The organism is Pseudomonas sp. NFXW11, assembly GCF_049887815.1.
Taxonomy (GTDB): Bacteria; Pseudomonadota; Gammaproteobacteria; order Pseudomonadales; family Pseudomonadaceae; genus Aquipseudomonas.
On sequence record NZ_JAGEKI010000031.1, the window covers coordinates 1 to 18,255 of the forward strand.

General features: G+C 63.2%; 17 protein-coding genes. 14 read left to right on the plus strand and 3 right to left on the minus strand.

Going from position 1 to position 18,255, the window contains the following annotated elements:
* Positions 1-228 precede the first annotated feature (228 nt).
* Positions 229-1,653 carry an aspartate ammonia-lyase gene (gene aspA, locus J4P02_RS29760; protein ID WP_426197180.1) on the minus strand — a complete coding sequence of 475 codons (1,425 nt, stop codon included), beginning with the start codon at positions 1,651-1,653 and terminating at the stop codon, positions 229-231.
* Positions 1,654-1,834: 181 nt separating this feature from the next.
* On the opposite strand from aspA, the gene J4P02_RS29765 reads away from it, so the two are divergent.
* The 5 genes from J4P02_RS29765 to J4P02_RS29785 all read left to right on the plus strand — a co-directional run bounded on the left by J4P02_RS29765 (position 1,835) and on the right by J4P02_RS29785 (position 5,662).
* Positions 1,835-2,752: a LysR substrate-binding domain-containing protein gene (locus tag J4P02_RS29765; protein WP_426197182.1), complete on the plus strand. Its 918-nt coding sequence runs from the start codon at positions 1,835-1,837 to the stop codon at positions 2,750-2,752.
* 296 nt (positions 2,753-3,048) lie between these two features.
* The gene (gene purE, locus J4P02_RS29770) at positions 3,049-3,540 is read left to right on the plus strand and encodes a 5-(carboxyamino)imidazole ribonucleotide mutase (protein WP_426197185.1); all 492 of its coding nucleotides are present in this window, start codon (positions 3,049-3,051) and stop codon (positions 3,538-3,540) included.
* 11 nt (positions 3,541-3,551) lie between these two features.
* Complete coding sequence (locus J4P02_RS29775) at positions 3,552-4,634, plus strand: 5-(carboxyamino)imidazole ribonucleotide synthase (RefSeq protein WP_426197188.1); 1,083 nt, start codon at positions 3,552-3,554, stop codon at positions 4,632-4,634.
* 108 nt (positions 4,635-4,742) lie between these two features.
* Positions 4,743-4,988, plus strand: coding sequence for a GlsB/YeaQ/YmgE family stress response membrane protein (locus J4P02_RS29780; protein ID WP_426197190.1), 246 nt, complete (start codon positions 4,743-4,745; stop codon positions 4,986-4,988).
* A gap of 137 nt (positions 4,989-5,125) precedes the next feature.
* On the plus strand, positions 5,126-5,662 hold the full coding sequence (locus J4P02_RS29785; RefSeq protein WP_426197192.1) for a DUF3299 domain-containing protein: 537 nt from the start codon (positions 5,126-5,128) through the stop codon (positions 5,660-5,662).
* A gap of 180 nt (positions 5,663-5,842) precedes the next feature.
* Here J4P02_RS29785 and J4P02_RS29790 read toward each other — a convergent pair whose 3' ends face one another.
* Complete coding sequence (locus J4P02_RS29790; RefSeq protein WP_426197194.1) at positions 5,843-6,742, minus strand: D-hexose-6-phosphate mutarotase; 900 nt, start codon at positions 6,740-6,742, stop codon at positions 5,843-5,845.
* Positions 6,743-6,785: 43 nt separating this feature from the next.
* Positions 6,786-7,190 carry an acyl-CoA thioesterase gene (locus tag J4P02_RS29795; RefSeq protein ID WP_003229628.1) on the minus strand — a complete coding sequence of 135 codons (405 nt, stop codon included), beginning with the start codon at positions 7,188-7,190 and terminating at the stop codon, positions 6,786-6,788.
* A 349-nt stretch (positions 7,191-7,539) separates the two neighbouring features.
* On the opposite strand from J4P02_RS29795, the gene J4P02_RS29800 reads away from it, so the two are divergent.
* The 9 genes from J4P02_RS29800 to J4P02_RS29840 all read left to right on the plus strand — a co-directional run bounded on the left by J4P02_RS29800 (position 7,540) and on the right by J4P02_RS29840 (position 18,252).
* Positions 7,540-8,838 carry an MFS transporter gene (locus J4P02_RS29800; RefSeq protein WP_426197196.1) on the plus strand — a complete coding sequence of 433 codons (1,299 nt, stop codon included), beginning with the start codon at positions 7,540-7,542 and terminating at the stop codon, positions 8,836-8,838.
* A 164-nt stretch (positions 8,839-9,002) separates the two neighbouring features.
* Positions 9,003-10,001: a phosphate ABC transporter substrate-binding protein PstS gene (locus tag J4P02_RS29805; RefSeq protein WP_426197198.1), complete on the plus strand. Its 999-nt coding sequence runs from the start codon at positions 9,003-9,005 to the stop codon at positions 9,999-10,001.
* Positions 10,002-10,473: 472 nt separating this feature from the next.
* Entirely contained in the window at positions 10,474-12,507 is a 2,034-nt protein-coding gene (locus J4P02_RS29810; protein WP_426197258.1) for an ABC transporter permease subunit, read from the plus strand.
* A 14-nt stretch (positions 12,508-12,521) separates the two neighbouring features.
* Positions 12,522-14,192, plus strand: coding sequence for a phosphate ABC transporter permease PstA (gene pstA, locus J4P02_RS29815; protein ID WP_426197200.1), 1,671 nt, complete (start codon positions 12,522-12,524; stop codon positions 14,190-14,192).
* Between the two features lie 170 nt (positions 14,193-14,362).
* Positions 14,363-15,196 carry a phosphate ABC transporter ATP-binding protein PstB gene (pstB, locus tag J4P02_RS29820; protein WP_016964959.1) on the plus strand — a complete coding sequence of 278 codons (834 nt, stop codon included), beginning with the start codon at positions 14,363-14,365 and terminating at the stop codon, positions 15,194-15,196.
* 121 nt (positions 15,197-15,317) lie between these two features.
* Entirely contained in the window at positions 15,318-16,079 is a 762-nt protein-coding gene (gene phoU / locus J4P02_RS29825; RefSeq protein ID WP_426197203.1) for a phosphate signaling complex protein PhoU, read from the plus strand.
* Between the two features lie 166 nt (positions 16,080-16,245).
* Positions 16,246-17,202, plus strand: a complete 957-nt coding sequence (locus tag J4P02_RS29830) for a response regulator (RefSeq protein WP_426197205.1) — start codon at positions 16,246-16,248, stop codon at positions 17,200-17,202.
* 404 nt (positions 17,203-17,606) lie between these two features.
* Positions 17,607-17,945, plus strand: a complete 339-nt coding sequence (locus tag J4P02_RS29835; protein ID WP_426197207.1) for a type II toxin-antitoxin system RelE/ParE family toxin — start codon at positions 17,607-17,609, stop codon at positions 17,943-17,945.
* On the plus strand, positions 17,935-18,252 hold the full coding sequence (locus J4P02_RS29840; protein ID WP_426197209.1) for a helix-turn-helix domain-containing protein: 318 nt from the start codon (positions 17,935-17,937) through the stop codon (positions 18,250-18,252). Before J4P02_RS29835 ends, J4P02_RS29840 begins: the two co-directional genes overlap by 11 nt.
* The last annotated feature ends 3 nt before the right edge of the window (positions 18,253-18,255 follow it).

Consider the following 18,255-nt stretch of genomic DNA (forward strand, 5'->3'; position numbering starts at 1 on the left):
AAAAGGAAGGAAAGTATTAATATCACGCATAAGAACGCCGGTTTTTTAGATCTGTTTGCTCGCACGAACATCATCTATCAAATCGGCGTTTTTGTTTCTGAGTTTCCCGGGATTCCGTGAAGAACCAAAAAAAAGGGCCTGGAGACGAATCTCCAAGCCCTCAAAAGGTGAGAGGTGTCTAGTCCCTCAACCTGGTGAGCGGTGTTGCATGTTTCGGTGTTGCGCCTGTTACGCCTTCAGCGGAACCAGGCGCGGGGCAATCATGTTTTCCGGACGCAGGATGTCGTCGAGCATGGCGTCGTCCAGCAGGCCTTCTTCGCGCACCAGTTCCAGTACGCCGCGGCCGCTTTCGAGGGCGATGCGGGCGATACGGGTGGCGTTTTCATAGCCGATGTACGGGTTCAGCGCGGTCACCAGGCCGATGGAGTGCTCCACCAGTTCGCGGCAGCGGGCTTCGTTGGCGGTGATGCCGGTGATGCAGTGCTCGCGCAGCATGTCCATGGCGCGTTGCAGCAGGCGGATCGAGTCGAAGATCTTGAAGGCGATCAAAGGCTCCATCACGTTCAGCTGCAGCTGGCCACCTTCGGCGGCCATGGTCAGGGCCAGGTCGTTGCCGATGATCTGGAACGCCACCTGGTTGACCGCTTCCGGGATTACCGGGTTGACCTTGCCGGGCATGATCGAGCTGCCGGGCTGACGCGCTGGCAGGTTGATTTCGTTGATGCCGGTGCGTGGGCCGCTGGACAGCAGGCGCAGGTCGTTGCAGATCTTCGACAGCTTGACCGCGGTGCGCTTGAGCATGCCGGAGAACAGTACGAAGGCGCCCATGTCGGAGGTGGCTTCGATCAGGTCGGCGGCTGGCACCAGCGGCTGGCCGCTGATGGTGGCCAGGCGTTGTACGGCCAGGGCCTGGTAGCGCGGGTCGGCGTTGATGCCGGTGCCGATGGCGGTGCCGCCCAGGTTGACTTCGCTCAGCACTTCCGGGGCCAGGGTTTTCAGGCGGGCCAGGTCTTCGCTCAGGGTGGTGGCGAAGGCGCGGAATTCTTGACCGAGGGTCATGGGCACGGCGTCTTGCAGCTGGGTACGGCCCATCTTCAGGACGTGGCTGAATTCTTCACCCTTGGCGGCGAACGACTGGATCAGGCTGTCGAGGCTGGCCAGCAGCGCGTCGTGACCCAGCAGCAGACCCAGGCGGATCGCGGTCGGGTAGGCGTCGTTGGTGGACTGCGCCATGTTCACGTCGTTGTTCGGGTGCAGGTACTGGTATTCGCCCTTGCTGTGGCCCATGGCCTCCAGCGCGATGTTGGCGATGACTTCGTTGGCATTCATGTTGGTTGAAGTGCCAGCGCCGCCTTGAATCATGTCCACCACGAATTCTTCGTGGAAGTCGCCGCGCACCAGGCGGGCACAGGCCTCGCTGATGGCTGCATGCTTGGCTTCGCTCAGATGACCCAGTTCGCGGTTGGCGTCAGCAGCTGCCTGCTTGACCATTGCCAGGGCCACGACCAGTTTTGGGTAGTGCGAAATCGGAACGCCGGAGAGACGGAAGTTGTTCACCGCTCGCAGGGTCTGGATGCCGTAATACGCTTGAGCAGGTACTTCGAGTACGCCAAGCAGGTCTTTTTCGGTGCGGAAAGATGCAGCGGAGGACATGACGGAGATCATCTCGGTAGGGACCCGGTCTGTGCCGGGAACGCTGCGAATCCTAGGCTGAAGGGGATTTTTGGGCCAATGCTGTTAAACACTGGCCTATGCATATTCGGCATAATGGCGGTGTGACGCCGCTTTGCCGGCGAGCGTGTGACCTAAAATGGTGCGTTCCCGGGAGGACGTGATGAATCTGGAAAGCAAATGGCTCGAGGACTTCAGTGCCTTGGCCGCCACCCGCAGTTTTTCCCAGGCTGCCGAGCGCCGCTTCGTGACCCAGCCGGCGTTCAGCCGGCGCATCCGCAGCCTGGAGGCGGCCCTGGGCCTGACCCTGGTGAATCGCTCGCGCACCCCGGTGGAGTTGACCGCGGCGGGGCAGCTGTTCCTGGTGACTGCGCGCACCGTGGTCGAGCAGCTCGGCGAGGTGGTGCGTCACCTGCATCATCTGGAAGGCGGGCAGGGCGAGGTGATGCAGGTGGCGGCGGCCCACTCCCTGGCGCTGGGCTTCTTCCCGCGCTGGATCGCGCAACTGCGCAACGAAGGCTTGAACATCGCCACGCGGCTGGTGGCGACCAACGTCGGTGATGCGGTGCACGCCCTGCGCGAAGGCGGTTGCGACCTGATGCTGGCGTTCTATGACCCGGATGCGGCCCTGCAAATGGACTCGGAAATCTTCCCCTCGCTGCACCTGGGGCACACCGAGATGCTTCCGGTGTGCGCCGCCGATGCCCAGGGCAAGCCGCTGTTCGACCTGGAAGGCGAGGCCAGCGTGCCACTGCTGGCCTACAGTGCCGGGGCTTTCCTTGGCCGTTCGGTGAATCTGTTGCTGCGCCAGCGCAACCTGCGCTTCACCACTGTCTATGAGACCGCCATGGCCGACAGCCTCAAGAGCATGGCCCTGGAAGGGCTGGGCATTGCCTGGGTGCCGCAGCTGAGCGTGCGCGCCGAGCTGGGCCGGGGTGAACTGGTGGTGTGTGGCGGTGCGCAATGGCATGTGCCGCTGGAGATACGCCTGTACCGCTGCGCCCTGGTGCGCAAGGCCAACGTGCGTTTGTTGTGGCGCAAGCTGGAAGGGGCTGCGGCGCAAGGCAACGGGGCACCGTAGGCGTTGGCCTGGGTGAGGTGGGCAGGGCTGGCCTCTTCGCTGGCAAGCCAGCTCCTACGGGTGGGGTGTGGCGAGGGTTTTGATTGACCTCGGAGTCAATAAAACCGGGGTTTTGCGCCGCAAATACTTTGTTCGACAGATGGTCGGCGAAAGTGCGTGTCGCGCGGCTTTTTCGGTATACTGCGCGGCCTTCGGCCGGTTCGCCTGGCCATAATTCGTACAATTCAAGCCACGCATTTCGCGTGGCTTGTTGTTTTTGACGCGCCCGCGGGCGCCCAGAGAGAAGAGGCACGACGATGAGTGCACTGGTTGGCGTGATCATGGGCTCCAAGTCCGATTGGTCCACCCTTAGCCACACCGCCGATATGCTGGAAAAGCTCGGCATCCCTTACGAGGTGAAGGTGGTTTCCGCACACCGCACCCCGGACCTGCTGTTCCAGTACGCCGAAGAGGCTGAGGCGCGAGGCATCGAGGTGATCATCGCCGGTGCCGGCGGCGCGGCGCACTTGCCGGGCATGTGCGCGGCCAAGACCCACCTGCCGGTGCTGGGCGTGCCGGTGCAGTCGTCGATGCTCTCGGGCGTGGATTCGCTGCTGTCCATCGTGCAGATGCCGGCCGGCATCCCGGTGGCTACCCTGGCCATCGGCAAGGCCGGGGCGATCAACGCGGCCCTGCTCTCGGCGAGTATCCTGGGCGCCAAGCACCCGCAGTTCCACGAAGTGCTGAAAAAATTCCGTGCTGAGCAGACAGACAGCGTTCTGGACAATCCAGACCCACGCGTCGCCTGAGGTTGTTGACGATGAAGATCGGTGTAATCGGTGGCGGCCAGCTGGGCCGCATGTTGGCCCTGGCGGGAACTCCGCTGGGAATGAACTTCGCTTTCCTCGACCCGGCGCCTGATGCCTGCGCCGCTGCCCTGGGTGAACACCTGCGGGCCGATTACGGCGACCAGGACCACCTGCGCCAGCTGGCCGACGAGGTGGACCTGGTGACCTTCGAATTCGAGAGCGTGCCGGCGGAAACCGTGGCCTTCCTCTCGCAGTTCGTGCCGGTGTACCCGAGTGCCGAAGCCCTGCGCATCGCCCGTGATCGCTGGTTCGAGAAGAGCATGTTCAAGGACCTGGGGATTCCCACCCCTGAGTTCGCCGACATCCAGTCCCAGGCCGACCTCGACGCCGCCGTGGCCCGTATCGGCCTGCCGGCCGTGCTCAAGACCCGCACCCTGGGCTACGACGGCAAGGGCCAGAAAGTGCTGCGCAGCGCCGCCGACGTGACAGGCACCTTTGCCGAGCTGGGCAGCGTGCCTTGCCTGCTGGAAGGCTTCGTGCCCTTCACTGGCGAAGTCTCGCTGATCGCCGTGCGCGCCCGTGACGGTGAAACCCGTTTCTACCCGCTGGTGCACAACACCCACGACAGCGGCATCCTGCGCCTGTCGGTGGCCAGCAGCGATCACCCGCTGCAGGCCCTGGCCGAGGATTACTCGGGCCGCGTGCTCAAGCAGCTGGACTACGTGGGCGTGATGGCCTTCGAGTTCTTCGAAGTGGACGGTGGCCTCAAGGCCAACGAGATTGCGCCGCGGGTGCACAACTCCGGGCACTGGACCACCGAAGGCGCCGAGTGCAGCCAGTTCGAGAACCACCTGCGGGCGGTCGCCGGCCTGCCCCTGGGTTCCACCGCCAAGGTGGGCGAGAGCGCCATGATCAACTTCATCGGTGAAGTGCCGCCGGTGGATCAGGTGATCGCCATCGACGACTGCCACCTGCATCACTACGGCAAGGCCTTCAAGGTCGGGCGCAAGGTCGGTCACGCCAACCTGCGCTGCGCCGACCAGGCGACCCTGCAAGTGCAGATCGGCAAGGTCGAAGCACTGATCTCCCGCTAACAAATCCACCGGCTGGCGGGAACCTTCGTTTCCCGCCGTTCTCTGATAGCAGGATGCCAAGGCGCTGACTAGGCTTTGGCTTGATCCCCCCTTTTCAGAGGAACAGCCATGGGCATTCTCGGAACCATTTTCATCGGCTTGATCGTTGGTCTGCTGGCGCGTTTCCTCAAGCCGGGAGACGACAGCATGGGCTGGATCATGACCATCCTGCTGGGTATCGCCGGCTCCTTCGCCGCCACTTATGGCGGTCAGGCGCTGGGTATCTATCACGCGGGTCAGGGTGCCGGTTTCATCGGCGCGCTGGTGGGCGCGATCGTCCTGCTGGTGATCTACGGCTTCGTCAAGAAGAGCTGAGCCCTGCTCCAAGCCCCCTCCGCCGCCCGGGTGGAGGGGAGCCATTTTCTTCATCTGAAACTTCAACCCTGACCACGCCTTGGGCACTAGAATGCCGGGGTTTGTCCGTCCTTCCTTTTTGACCGAGCCCCACCCTCATGCGTCGTCTTTTATTGACCCTCGTTCTGCTGGGCTGCAGCCTGGCCCAGGCTGCCGAGCTGCCGGAAACCGATTGGCTGGAGCTGATGCCCAAGTCGGACCAGAAGGCCCTGGAGCAGATGCCGGAAATCGACCACAACTCCCCCGAAGCCAATGGCACCTTCACCGCCAAGGGTGGCCTGAAGCAGAGCAAGGGCTTGCCGGCGGTGATGTATTCCACCAAGACGGTGGCGGCCATGAACGGCAAGCAGATCCGCCTCGGTGGTTATCCGGTGCCGCTGGAGGCCGATGCCAAGGGCCGCAGCACGCTGTTCTTCCTGGTGCCGTACCCGGGCGCCTGCATCCACGTACCGCCACCGCCGCCCAACCAGTTGGTGCTGGTGCGTTTTCCCAAGGGCTTGAAGCTGGACGATATCTACACGCCGCTGTGGGTGACCGGCACCCTGAAGATCGAGACGGTCAACAATGACCTGGCCGATGCGGCCTATGCCCTGGATGCGGCGAAGGTGCGGGTGGTCGAGGATTCGGACCTGTAATCGCGACAGGCAGGATCAGCCAGGAGTTTGGGGCTAGGGGGGCTGTTGTGGTGAGGGAGCTTGCTCCCGCTGGGTCGCGCAGCGGCCCCAATGGCGACCCATGCGTTCCAACAGATGATCCGTGGACTCAGGGTTTACGACCGCTACGCGTCCGAGCGGGAGCAAGCTCCCTCGCCACCGTTAGAGCGGGGTGGCGCTGATGCTCACGCTCAGGGTGTGACGGGCGCCCGGGGCCAGGGTGACGACGTCGTCCAGCACGTTGGCGGTCTCGATGCACAGCATGCGCTGCCAGCCATCGTCGGCCATGTCGCTGAACTGGGCGGCGCGGTCGATCCAGGGGTTCCAGATCACCGCGGTGCGCGAACCGGCGCTGGTCAGGCGAATCCGCCGTTGCCAGTCCGGGTCGACGATCTCCAACTGCTCGGGAACATCCAGGTAGATGCGGTCGGTTTCCCCGGCGAAGTGCAGGTTGCCGGCCTGGACCTTGGTCTTCCAGTCTTCCAGGGTCTCGATGTAGTTCAGCCCGTCCAGGCCCTCGACCTGCACCTGGCGCACATCGCTGACCGCGAAGTAGCTGTGCAACGCCTGGCTGATGCTGACGCTTTCATTGCCCAGGTTATGGCTGGTGAGGCTGATATGCAGTTGCTCGTCGAGGCGGATGCTCAGGCTCGGTTCTACCTGGTGCGGCCAGCCGGGAAAGCCGCCAGCGGGGCAGGGCAGGCGCAGTTGCACCAGCAGGCTGTCGCCTTCGCTTTCGATGCCTTGCAGTTGCCAGTCGGCGGCCCGTACCAGGCCGTGGGCCGGTGCCGGCTCGGCGCTCTGGCGCATGGCCTGCACGCTGTGCGGGTTGCGCGCCAGGTTGCCAAACCAGGGCCAGCACACCGGTACACCGGCGCGGATATTCTTGCCGGTCTTGAACACCGCCTCGTCGTTGAGCCAGATCAGCGGCTGTTGCCCGGCCACCTGATAACTGAGGATATGCGCGCCCTGTTGGGCCAGCAGCAGTTCGGCTTCACCGTGGCGGATGCGCCAGCAGTTCAGTTCGTCCAGTTTCAGCGTTTCAACGTGGGGCGTGGGCATGCTGCTGTTCTCGTTCAGTAGGCTTGGGGCGTGAGCGCCGGGTTCAACGTGCCCGGGGCGGTACCGAGCGGGTGCGGCCGCTGCCATCGATGGCGACGAACACGAATACCGCTTCGGTGACCTTGCGCCATTCGCTGGACAACGGGTCGTCGCTCCACACTTCCACCATCATCTGGATCGAGCTGCGGCCGATTTCCAGGGTCTGGGTATAGAAGGACAGTTGCGCGCCCACCGCCACCGGCACCAGGAAGGCCATGCGGTCGATGGCCACCGTGGCCACCCGGCCACCGGCGACACGGCTGGCCATGGCGGTGCCCGCCAGGTCCATCTGGGCCACCAGCCAGCCGCCGAAAATATCGCCAAAGCCGTTGGTTTCACGGGGCAATGCGGTGATTTGCAGGGCCAGGTCGCCTTGCGGGATGGGGTCTTCTTGTTCGAGTTCTATCATGCCGGGGGGCCTCTGACCCGTGACGCTTCATGAGTACTTCAGGTGAATAGCCGTCTTCAGGAAAAACGATTCAGCCCGAACATACCGCGTTCGTCACGTTCTTTCTAAGGCGGGCTCTAGGGAAACTCTGCATCGCACAGCAACCCTTGCCAGGAACGGCTTTGCGCTCCGAGGCCTGCGAGTATATCGGTCGATAGACTCCGCGACGACCCACCGAGTTCGCAAATTTGTGCGTCATTTGTGTGGCGCTGTATACCGCTTCGAACAATTTGCTATCGTGCCGAACCTGCCAGGCCCCAACCAGCGCTGTTGCGGCTTCCAGAACCGACTAATAAGAGAAGCCCTTGCCATGACCACTGTGCCCTCGAGCGCCGCGCAATCTGCGCAGCCCGCCCGTCCGCTGACCCGTAGTGATTACAAGACTCTGTCGCTGTCTGCCCTGGGCGGTGCGCTGGAATTCTACGATTTCATCATTTTCGTATTCTTCGCCACTGTGGTCGGCAAGCTGTTCTTCCCCGCGGACATGCCCGAGTGGCTGCGCCTGATGCAGACCTTCGGCATCTTCGCCGCCGGCTACCTGGCGCGGCCCCTGGGGGGGATCGTGATGGCGCACTTCGGCGACCTGCTGGGGCGCAAGAAGATGTTCACCCTGAGCATCTTCATGATGGCGGTGCCGACCCTGATCATGGGCCTGTTGCCCACCTACGCGCAGATTGGCCTGTGGGCGCCGATCCTGCTGCTGGTGATGCGGGTGATCCAGGGCGCGGCCATCGGTGGCGAGGTGCCCGGGGCCTGGGTGTTCGTTTCCGAGCACGTGCCCCAGCGGCATATCGGCTATGCCTGCGGCACCCTGACGTCCGGCCTGACCGCCGGCATTCTCCTGGGCTCGCTGGTGGCTACCGCAATCAACAGCATCTATTCCCCGGTGGAAGTGGCGGACTACGCCTGGCGGATCCCGTTCCTGCTGGGCGGGGTGTTCGGCCTGTTCTCGGTGTACCTGCGGCGCCTGCTGCACGAAACCCCGGTGTTCGCCGAGCTGCAATTGCGCAAGGCCCTGGCCGAAGAGCTGCCGCTGCGGGCAGTGCTGCGTGACCACCGCGGCGCTATCGTGATTTCCATGCTGCTGACCTGGCTGCTGTCGGCCGGGATCATCGTGGTGATCCTGATGACCCCGACAGTGCTGCAGACCGTGTACAAATTCCCGGCCATCACCGCCCTTGAGGCCAACAGCCTGGCCATCGTGTTCCTGAGCCTGGGCTGCGTGATTTCCGGGGTGCTGGCGGACCGTTTCGGCGCCGGCAAGGTGTTCGTCTTCGGCAGCGCCTTGCTGCTGGCCACCTCCTGGACCTTCTATCACGGCCTGCAGGACAACCCGCAGTGGCTGTTCCCGATGTATGCCCTGACCGGCCTGTTCGTCGGCACCATCGGCGCGGTGCCCTATGTGATGGTCAAGGCCTTCCCGGCCGTGGTGCGCTTCAGTGGCCTGTCGTTTTCCTACAACCTGGCGTACGCCATCTTCGGCGGCCTGACGCCCATGGTGGTGACCTGGCTGCTCAAGGAAAGCCCCATGGGCCCGGCCTATTATGTTGCGATTATTTGCGGCATCGGCCTGCTGGTTGGCCTGTACCTGTGGAAGAAGGGCCGCTGAGGGCCCGGCCCGCAAGGGGTTTCGCCGCACATCGAACCCAGGCCAGCCTGCCTTCAAGGAATGCTGGCCTTTCATCTAATTGTCATATTCCGGACATAGAGTGTTCACACGGCCTACAGATACTTGGCCCCGACTTAACACACCCTATCTGCTAGGAGTAAGGCATGAAACTGAAGCGTTTGATGGCGGCAATGACCTTTGTCGCCGCTGGCGTTGCGACTGCCCACGCGGTTGCCGCTGTTGACCCTGCTATCCCGAGCTACACCAAGACCACTGGTGTGTCGGGCAACCTGTCCAGCGTCGGTTCCGATACCTTGGCGAACCTGATGACCCTGTGGGCCGAGAACTACAAAAAAGAATACCCGAACGTCAACATCCAGATTCAGGCCGCCGGCTCCGCCACCGCGCCACCCGCGCTGACCGAAGGCACCTCCAACCTGGGCCCTATGAGCCGCAAGATGAAGGACACCGAACTGGCGGCCTTCGAGCAGAAGTACGGCTACAAGCCAACCGCTATCCCGGTGGCCGTGGACGCCCTGGCAGTGTTCGTGCACAAGGACAACCCGATCCAGCACCTGACCATGGAGCAGGTCGACGCGATTTTCTCCTCGACTCGTCTGTGCGGCGCCAAGGAAGAAGTGAAGACCTGGGGCGACCTGGGCGTGAAGGGCGACCTGGCCAACAAGCCAGTGCAACTCTTCGGTCGTAACTCGGTATCCGGCACCTACGGCTACTTCAAGGAAGAAGCCCTGTGCAAAGGCGACTACAAGCCTAACGTCAACGAACAGCCAGGTTCGGCGTCGGTGGTGCAGTCCATCAGCTCCTCGCTGAACGGCATCGGCTACTCGGGCATCGGCTACAAGACCGCCAGCGTGAAGACCGTGGCCCTGGCCAAGAAAGGCAGCAGCGACTTCATCGAAGACACCGAAGAAAACGCCCTGAACGGCAAGTACCCGCTGTCGCGCTTCCTTTACGTCTACGTCAACAAGGCCCCGAACAAGCCTCTGGCCCCGCTGGAAGCCGAGTTCGTGAAACTGGTCCTGTCGAAACAAGGCCAGGAAGTGGTAGTGAAAGACGGCTACATCCCGCTGCCAGCCAAGGTGGCCGCCAAGGCCCTGGCTGACCTGGGTCTGCAGGAAAGCGGCAACGTCGCTAAGAAGTAATACCTTAGGCCCGGGTTTGACCCGGGCTCTGTAGGAGCGAGCTTGCTCGCGATGGCGATCTCCCAGGCCCACAGGCTGCGTCGGATTCGCCCTCGATTCGCGAGCTGGCTCGTTCCTACACCCCCCAATTTCCGATTCGCTGCCAGCCTCGCTAGGCGGCGGATTTGTTGCGTCACTGCATTGTCATCTTTCTGTCATACAGGATCGCTAGGGTGTGCGCATGAATGATCTGGCCAACTCCACCATGACTACGACTTCTCCCCCCAAGCGCATTGATTTCAATACGCCTGAGCTGCAACGCAAGCGGCGCATTCGCGCGCTCAAAGACCGCCTGACCCGCTGGTACGTCCTGGTGGGCGGCCTGGCCGTACTGGGTGCGATCACCCTGATCTTCTTCTTCCTCGCCTATGTAGTCGCGCCGCTGTTCCAGGGGGCCGAACTCACCGCCAAGGACCCGCTGACCCCCGCCTGGATGCAGGACGCCGGCAAGCCGCTGATGTTCTCTCTGGAAGAGCAGAACCAGGTCGGCATGCGGGTTTCCGACAAGGGCCAGGCGCTGTTCTTCGACATCGACAACGGCACCGAGCTGCGCAAGGTCGACCTGCCGATCCCCGCAGGCGCCAGTGTCACTGCCATCGGCAAGGACCAGCCCGGCAATCCGCTGGTGGTGGTGGGCCTGTCCAATGGCCAGGCCCTGGTGTTCCGCCACACCTACAAGGTCAGCTACCCGGACGGCAAGAAGACCATCTCGCCGGCCATCGAGTACCCCTACGGCGAAGCGCCCATCAGCCTCAACGAGCAGGGCGGGGCGCTGGAGCATGTGAACCTCAATGCCACCGATTCGTCGTTGATCGTCGCCGGTTCCAGCGGTGCGCAGCTGCATGTGCTGAAGCTGACCCGCGAAGAAAACATGATGACCGGTGAAGTCACCAGCGAGCAGAGCCGCATCGAGCTGCCGCAGATGACCGAGCCGGTCAAGGCCATGTACATCGATCCGCGCCAGCAATGGCTGTATGTGATCAATGGCCGGGCCCAGGCCGATGTGTTCAGCCTGCGGGACAAGAGCCTCAACGGCCGCTACAAACTGCTGGAAGACGCCAATACCGAAGTCACCGCCAGCACCCAGCTGGTGGGCGGCATCTCGCTGATCATCGGTACGTCCAAGGGCGGCCTGGCCCAGTGGTTCATGGCCCGCGACCCGGACGGCGAGCTGCGCCTGAAGCAGATCCGCACCTTCCAGATGGGCACCGCGCCTATCGTCGAAATCACCGCCGAAGAGCGCCGCAAGGGCTTTGTCGCGCTGGACGCCGCCGGCAAGCTCGGGGTGTTCCACAGCACCGCGCACCGCACCCTGCTGGTGGACCAGGTGGTGGACGGCCAGGGCCTGTTCGGCCTGTCGCCACGGGCCAACCGGGTGATTGTCGAGGCCGGTGGCAAGCTGCAACCGCTGCTGCTCGACAACCCGCACCCGGAAGTGTCCTGGAGCGCGCTGTGGAGCAAGGTCTGGTACGAGAACTACGACGAGCCTAAATACGTCTGGCAATCCACCGCGGCCAACACCGATTTCGAACCCAAGCTGAGCCTTTCGCCCCTGACCTTCGGCACCCTGAAGGCTGCGTTCTACGCCATGTTGCTGGCGGCGCCGCTGGCGGTGGCCGCGGCCATCTACACCGCCTACTTCATGGCCCCGGGCATGCGCCGCAAGGTCAAGCCGGTGATCGAGCTGATGGAAGCGATGCCGACGGTGATCCTCGGTTTCTTCGCCGGCCTGTTCCTCGCGCCCTATGTCGAAGGCCATTTGCCGGGCATCTTCAGCCTGCTGATCCTGTTGCCGATCGGCATCCTGGTGGCCGGTTTCGCCTGGAGCCGCCTGCCCGAGTCCCTGCGCCTGAAGGTGCCGGATGGCTGGGAAAGCGCGATCCTGATCCCGGTGATCATCCTGGTGGGCTTCCTCTCGCTGTACATGAGCCCGTTCATGGAGAACTGGTTCTTCGGCGGTGACATGCGCATGTGGATCTCCCACGACCTGGGCATCACCTACGACCAGCGCAACGCACTGGTGGTGGGCCTGGCCATGGGTTTTGCGGTGATCCCGAACATCTACTCGATCGCCGAGGACGCCGTGTTCAGCGTGCCCCGCGGCCTGACCCTGGGCTCCCTGGCCCTGGGCGCCACGCCGTGGCAGACCATGACCCGGGTGGTGATCCTCACCGCCAGCCCGGGGATCTTCTCGGCGCTGATGATCGGCATGGGCCGCGCCGTGGGCGAGACCATGATCGTGCTGATGGCCACCGGCAACACCCCGGTCATGGAAATGAACCTGTTCGAAGGCCTGCGCACCCTGGCGGCCAACGTCGCGGTGGAAATGCCCGAGTCGGAAGTCGGCGGCAGCCACTACCGCGTGCTGTTCCTCTCGGCGCTGGTGCTGCTGCTGTTCACCTTCGTCATGAACACCCTCGCCGAGCTGATCCGTCAGCGTCTGCGCAAGAAATACTCGTCGCTTTGAGAAGGTAGAAGTCTGTGAAACAGAACTCCCTAAAAGACTGGTTCAAGAGCGGCGCCCCGGGCGTCTGGATCAGCGGTGGCGCGGTGTCCCTCGCGGTCATCATGACCATCGGCCTGCTGGCGGTGATCGCCGTGCGCGGCCTCGGCCACTTCTGGCCGGCCGACCTGGTGCATGCCAGCTACGACGTGCCGGGCCAGGCCAACCACCTGGTGGTTGGTGAAGTGGTACAGAAGGAAGAAGTGCCCCGGGCACGCCTGAAGAGCGCCGGCCTGCCGGTGCCCGACCAGGGCCCGGAGTTCATGACCCGGGAGCTGATCAAGGTCGGCAACCGTGACCTGAACGGCAACGACTTCACCTGGATCGTCGGCGAGTGGCTGACCAACCAGAGCTACCCCAAGGAGCTGATGGCTATCGAGCGCCGTGAGTGGGGCAACTTCTATGGCTACCTGGTGAACGTCAAGGAAGGCGGCAAGGTGGTGGCCGAGGGCGAAGCCGCCTGGCCCGAGCTGCAAGCGCGGATCGACCGGGTGAACAAGCTCGCAGCCCAGCTCAAGAGCCTGGAGAAGAGCGATATCGGCGCGATCAACGCCGGCCTGGAGCGCATCCGCCTGCACGGTCGCAAGCTGGAGCTGGACGGCAAGATGAACGCCGCGGCCCAGGCCGATATGGACGCCGAGCGCGCCGAACTCAACGCCCGCTACCAGGAAGTCGAGGCGCGCCTGAGTGAGTTGCACGCGCAGTTCAACCGCGACAGCCTGACCGCCCGCGATGCCAACGGCAAGGAAGTGGAAATCGGCCTGGGCAAGGTGGTGCACGCCTATCAGCCGAACGCCATGGGCACCTTCACCAAGATCGGTTTCTATTTCAGCAAGGTCTGGGAATTCCTCAGCGACGACCCCCGTGAAGCCAACACCGAAGGCGGGATTTTCCCGGCGATCTTCGGCACCGTGATGATGACCCTGATCATGGCCATGATCGTCACCCCGTTCGGCGTGCTGGCGGCGGTCTACCTGCGTGAATACGCCAAGCAGAACGCCCTGACCCGGGTGATCCGCATCGCCGTGAACAACCTGGCGGGGGTTCCGGCCATCGTCTATGGCGTGTTCGGCCTGGGCTTCTTCGTCTATGTGCTGGGCGGCTCGCTGGACCGGCTGTTCTTCCCCGAGGCCCTGCCGGCGCCGACCTTCGGTACTCCGGGCTTGCTGTGGGCCTCGCTGACCCTGGCGCTGCTGGCAGTGCCGGTGGTGATCGTGGCCACCGAAGAAGGCCTGGCGCGGATTCCCCGCACCGTGCGCGAGGGCTCCCTGGCCCTGGGCGCGACCAAGGCCGAGACCCTGTGGAAGATCGTGCTGCCGATGGCCAGCCCGGCGATGATGACCGGGATGATCCTCGCGGTGGCCCGCGCCGCCGGTGAAGTGGCCCCGTTGATGCTGGTGGGCGTGGTGAAACTGGCGCCGTCGCTGCCGGTGGACGGCAACTACCCGTACCTGCACCTGGACCAGAAGATCATGCACCTGGGCTTCCACATCTACGACGTCGGCTTCCAGAGCCCCAACGTCGAGGCCGCGCGGCCGCTGGTGTACGCCACCGCGCTGCTGCTGGTGCTGGTGATCGCCACCCTGAACTTGTCGGCGGTATGGATCCGTAACCACCTGCGCGAGAAATACAAGGCTCTAGACAGTTGATCGGCGGGCTTGTGTAGGAGCTGGCTTGCCAGCGAAGGCGTCAGCCAGGGCAATGCAAGGCTTACAGGCCCCTTCGCCGGCAAGCCGGCTCCTACAGAACAGAATGAAGTCACCGTAGGCCAGGCGCCTGCGGTTCACGACAAACGAATTGGTAGCACAGGGAGCATCCCATGCAACACGAAACTCATACCCACGGCATCAACATGTCCGCCCTGGGCCGCGACAAGCAGAGCCTGAGCCTGGAACAGGAAACCGTGGCTATCGAAGTGCCCGGCCTGAGCCTGTTCTACGGCGAGAAACAAGCGCTGTTCGATGTCAGCATGAATATCCCCAAGCAGCGCGTGACGGCCTTTATCGGCCCGTCGGGCTGCGGCAAGTCGACCCTGCTGCGCACCTTCAACCGCATGAACGACCTGGTGGACGGCTGCCGCGTAGAGGGTGCGATCAACCTCTACGGCAACAACATCTACCGCAAGGGCGAGGATGTGGCCGAACTGCGGCGCCGGGTGGGCATGGTGTTCCAGAAGCCTAACCCGTTCCCCAAGACCATCTACGAGAACGTGGTCTACGGCCTGCGCATCCAGGGCATCAACAAGAAGCGCGTGCTCGACGAAGCCGTTGAGTGGGCGCTCAAGGGCGCGGCGCTGTGGGATGAGGTCAAGGATCGCCTGCACGATTCGGCCCTGGGCCTGTCCGGTGGTCAGCAGCAGCGTCTGGTGATTGCCCGGACCATCGCCGTGGAGCCGGAGGTGCTGTTGCTGGACGAACCCTGCTCGGCCCTGGACCCGATCTCGACGCTGAAGGTGGAAGAGCTGATCTACGAACTGAAATCCAAGTTCACCATCGTTATCGTGACCCACAACATGCAGCAGGCGGCGCGGGTTTCCGACTACACCGCGTTCATGTACATGGGCAAACTGGTGGAGTTCGGCGATACCGACACCCTGTTCACCAACCCGGCCAAGAAGCAGACCGAAGACTACATCACGGGCCGATACGGCTAGGCAGCAGCTGCAAGCCGCAAGCTTCAAGCGGCAAGACAGAAGCGGTGCGCGACATCCGGATCAATATTTAACTGCTTGAAGCTTGCGGCTTGAAGCTTGCAACTTTCGCGGAGCGAACACGATGATTTCGAAGGAAGGCCTTACCCATCACATCTCCCAGCAGTTCAATGCCGAGCTGGAAGAGGTGCGCAGTCACCTGCTGGCCATGGGCGGGCTGGTGGAGAAGCAAGTCAACGACGCGGTCACCGCGCTGATCGAGGCCGACTCCGGGCTGGCCCAGCAGGTGCGCGAGATCGACGAACAGATCAACCAGATGGAGCGCAATATCGACGAGGAATGCCTGCGCATCCTCGCCCGCCGCCAGCCGGCCGCCTCCGACTTGCGCCTGATCATCAGTATTTCCAAGTCGGTGATCGACCTGGAGCGCATCGGCGACGAAGCCACCAAGATCGCCCGTCGGGCCATCCAGCTCTGCGAAGAGGGCGAGGCCCCGCGCGGCTACGTGGAAGTGCGGCATATTGGCGATCAAGTGCGCAACATGGTGCGCGATGCATTGGATGCCTTTGCCCGTTTCGATGCCGACCTGGCACTTTCCGTGGCCCAGTACGACAAGATCATCGACCGCGAATACAAGACTGCGCTGCGTGAGCTGGCCACCTACATGATGGAAGACCCCCGCTCTATCTCGCGGGTTTTGAGCATTATCTGGGTGCTGCGCTCGCTGGAGCGGATCGGCGATCACGCGCGCAACATTTCCGAGCTGGTGATTTACCTGGTGCGTGGCACCGATGTGCGCCATCTCGGGCTCAAGCGCATGAAGGAAGAAGTTGAAGGCACGAGCGCTGAATCGGCTAATGTTCCGGATCAAGCTGACGATAAGTAAGAGTGCCCGAAAAGCGCGCCCGGCCTTTTGGTCGGGCGTTTTTGTTTGCGGCGCCTGGAGTTGAAAAGCAGCACCCGCGAACGAAAAGTCCCGGCGTGACTGAAGAGTTTTGGCAAAGTGCCATCAGCCAGCGTTATGCTTGCCGGGATTTTTAGAGGGGTGGTCGATGAGTAAGGTAAGTGTGTTGGTGGTGGACGACGCTTCGTTCATTCGTGACCTGGTGAAGAAGTGCCTGCGCAACTACTTCCCCGGCATCAAGATCGAAGACGCGGTCAACGGCAAGAAGGCCCAGGCGATGCTCGCCCGTGAAGCCTTCGACCTGGTGTTGTGCGATTGGGAGATGCCGGAGATGTCCGGTCTGGAACTCCTGACCTGGTGCCGTGAGCAAGAAGCGATGAAAACCATGCCGTTCGTCATGGTCACCAGCCGTGGCGACAAGGAAAACGTGGTGCAGGCGATCCAGGCCGGGGTGTCCGGCTATGTGAGCAAGCCGTTCACCAACGAGCAGCTGCTGACCAAGGTCAAGCAGGCGCTGAACAAGGTCGGCAAGCTCGACACCCTGATGAACAGCGCGCCGACCAAGATGAACTCGGCGTTCGGCAACGATTCCCTGAGCGCCCTGACCGGCGGCAAGCCGGCGGTGGTCGGCGCTGCTGCGGCTCCGGTCAACCCGTTCGCCAAGCCAGCGGCCGCTGCGGCCCCGGCCCCCAGCGCGGCGGCGCCAGCCCGTGGCCTGCTCAACAGCCCACCGGTCAAGGCCCCGGCTCCTGCGGCGGCCGGTGGTGGCCGTGGCCAGGGGCAGCTGCGCTTGTCCAGCGGCAACCAGCAATGCGTGATCAAGGCCCTGAGCATCAAGGAGGCCTTGCTGGTGGTGAAGCGCGGCGAGAACCTGCCTCAGGTGCTGGAAAGCGCGGTGCTGGACCTGGAGCAGGGCGACAATGCCGAAGTGGCACGCCTCAATGGCTACCTGCATGCTGTGGTGGCGCTGGAACCGAAGCCGGACAGCGAATGGCTGCAACTGACCTTCCGCTTCGTCGACCAGGACGCGCAGAAGCTCGACTACATCTCGCGCCTGATTGCCCGCGGCACAGCGCAGAAGCACTTCGTTCCAGGGGCAGGCTGAGGCCTGGGTCGGGGCAAGGACCAGCCCGGTTCCTGCCCCGACCGCTCCTGTGCGCTGGCATCGCCAGCCCAGGTAATCTGCTGCAAAGACTTTCCCGCCCCCGGGCTCTTGCCCATCCCTAGACCCTCGCCAGACGGCTTCGCCCGAGCCTGGCGGAGCTTTCCCCAAGTTACCGAGCACCCGCTACAGCGCAGGAGAAACAAGGCTTGGAGCCGGCTTCACGGCTTTTGCTGCCGCACGTCCGATTGCGAGTCGTTGCGCTTGATTTATATCTGTTTGGATATAGATTGCAGGTGGCACTGCAGGTCATTCACCGCATCTAGCCACGCCTTGAAACAACCCGCCGGGGTTTATCGCGCGGGTCTTGATTAGCCTGGCTCCTGGTTGGCAACAGGAGAGCTGCAATGTTCAGGCACAAGGATGTGGTGTTTGTCGGCAGTGCCCTCAGGGATCTTCGGGCTTTTCCTGAAGATGCCCGCCGGGCTGCGGGGTTTCAGCTGGATCTGCTGCAGCAGGGCAAGTCGCCCTACGATTGCCGGTCGATGAAGACCATAGGCCCGGGGGTTTTCGAAATTCGCATCAGCGAGGATTCAGGGGCGTTTCGGGTGTTCTATGTGGTGCGGCGGCCAGCGGCCATCTATGTGCTGCACGCGGTACGCAAGACCACGCGCAAGACCGAAGCGCGGGATATCGAACTGGCTCGCGCCAGATTCCAGGAAACAGGTTCACGCCATGACCGATAAACCACTCGAACAACGTTTCGCCAGCGTCTGGGATGCCCTCGAGGACACTCCCCAGGAAGCCGCCAACCTGCGCCTGCGGGCCAAGTTCATGCAGGAACTGGGCAATACGGTGCAGGCCTGGGGCCTCTCCCAGAAGGATGCCGCCAAGCGCCTGGGGATCACCCAGCCGCGGCTCAACGACCTGCTCAGCGGCAAGATCAACAAGTTTTCCCTCGATGCCCTGGTCAACCTCTCCGAGGCGGCACGCCTGGGGTTGCAGGTGCGTTTCGATGCGCCAGGCGTGGAGCCGCCCCTGGCCCCGGCCTGATTC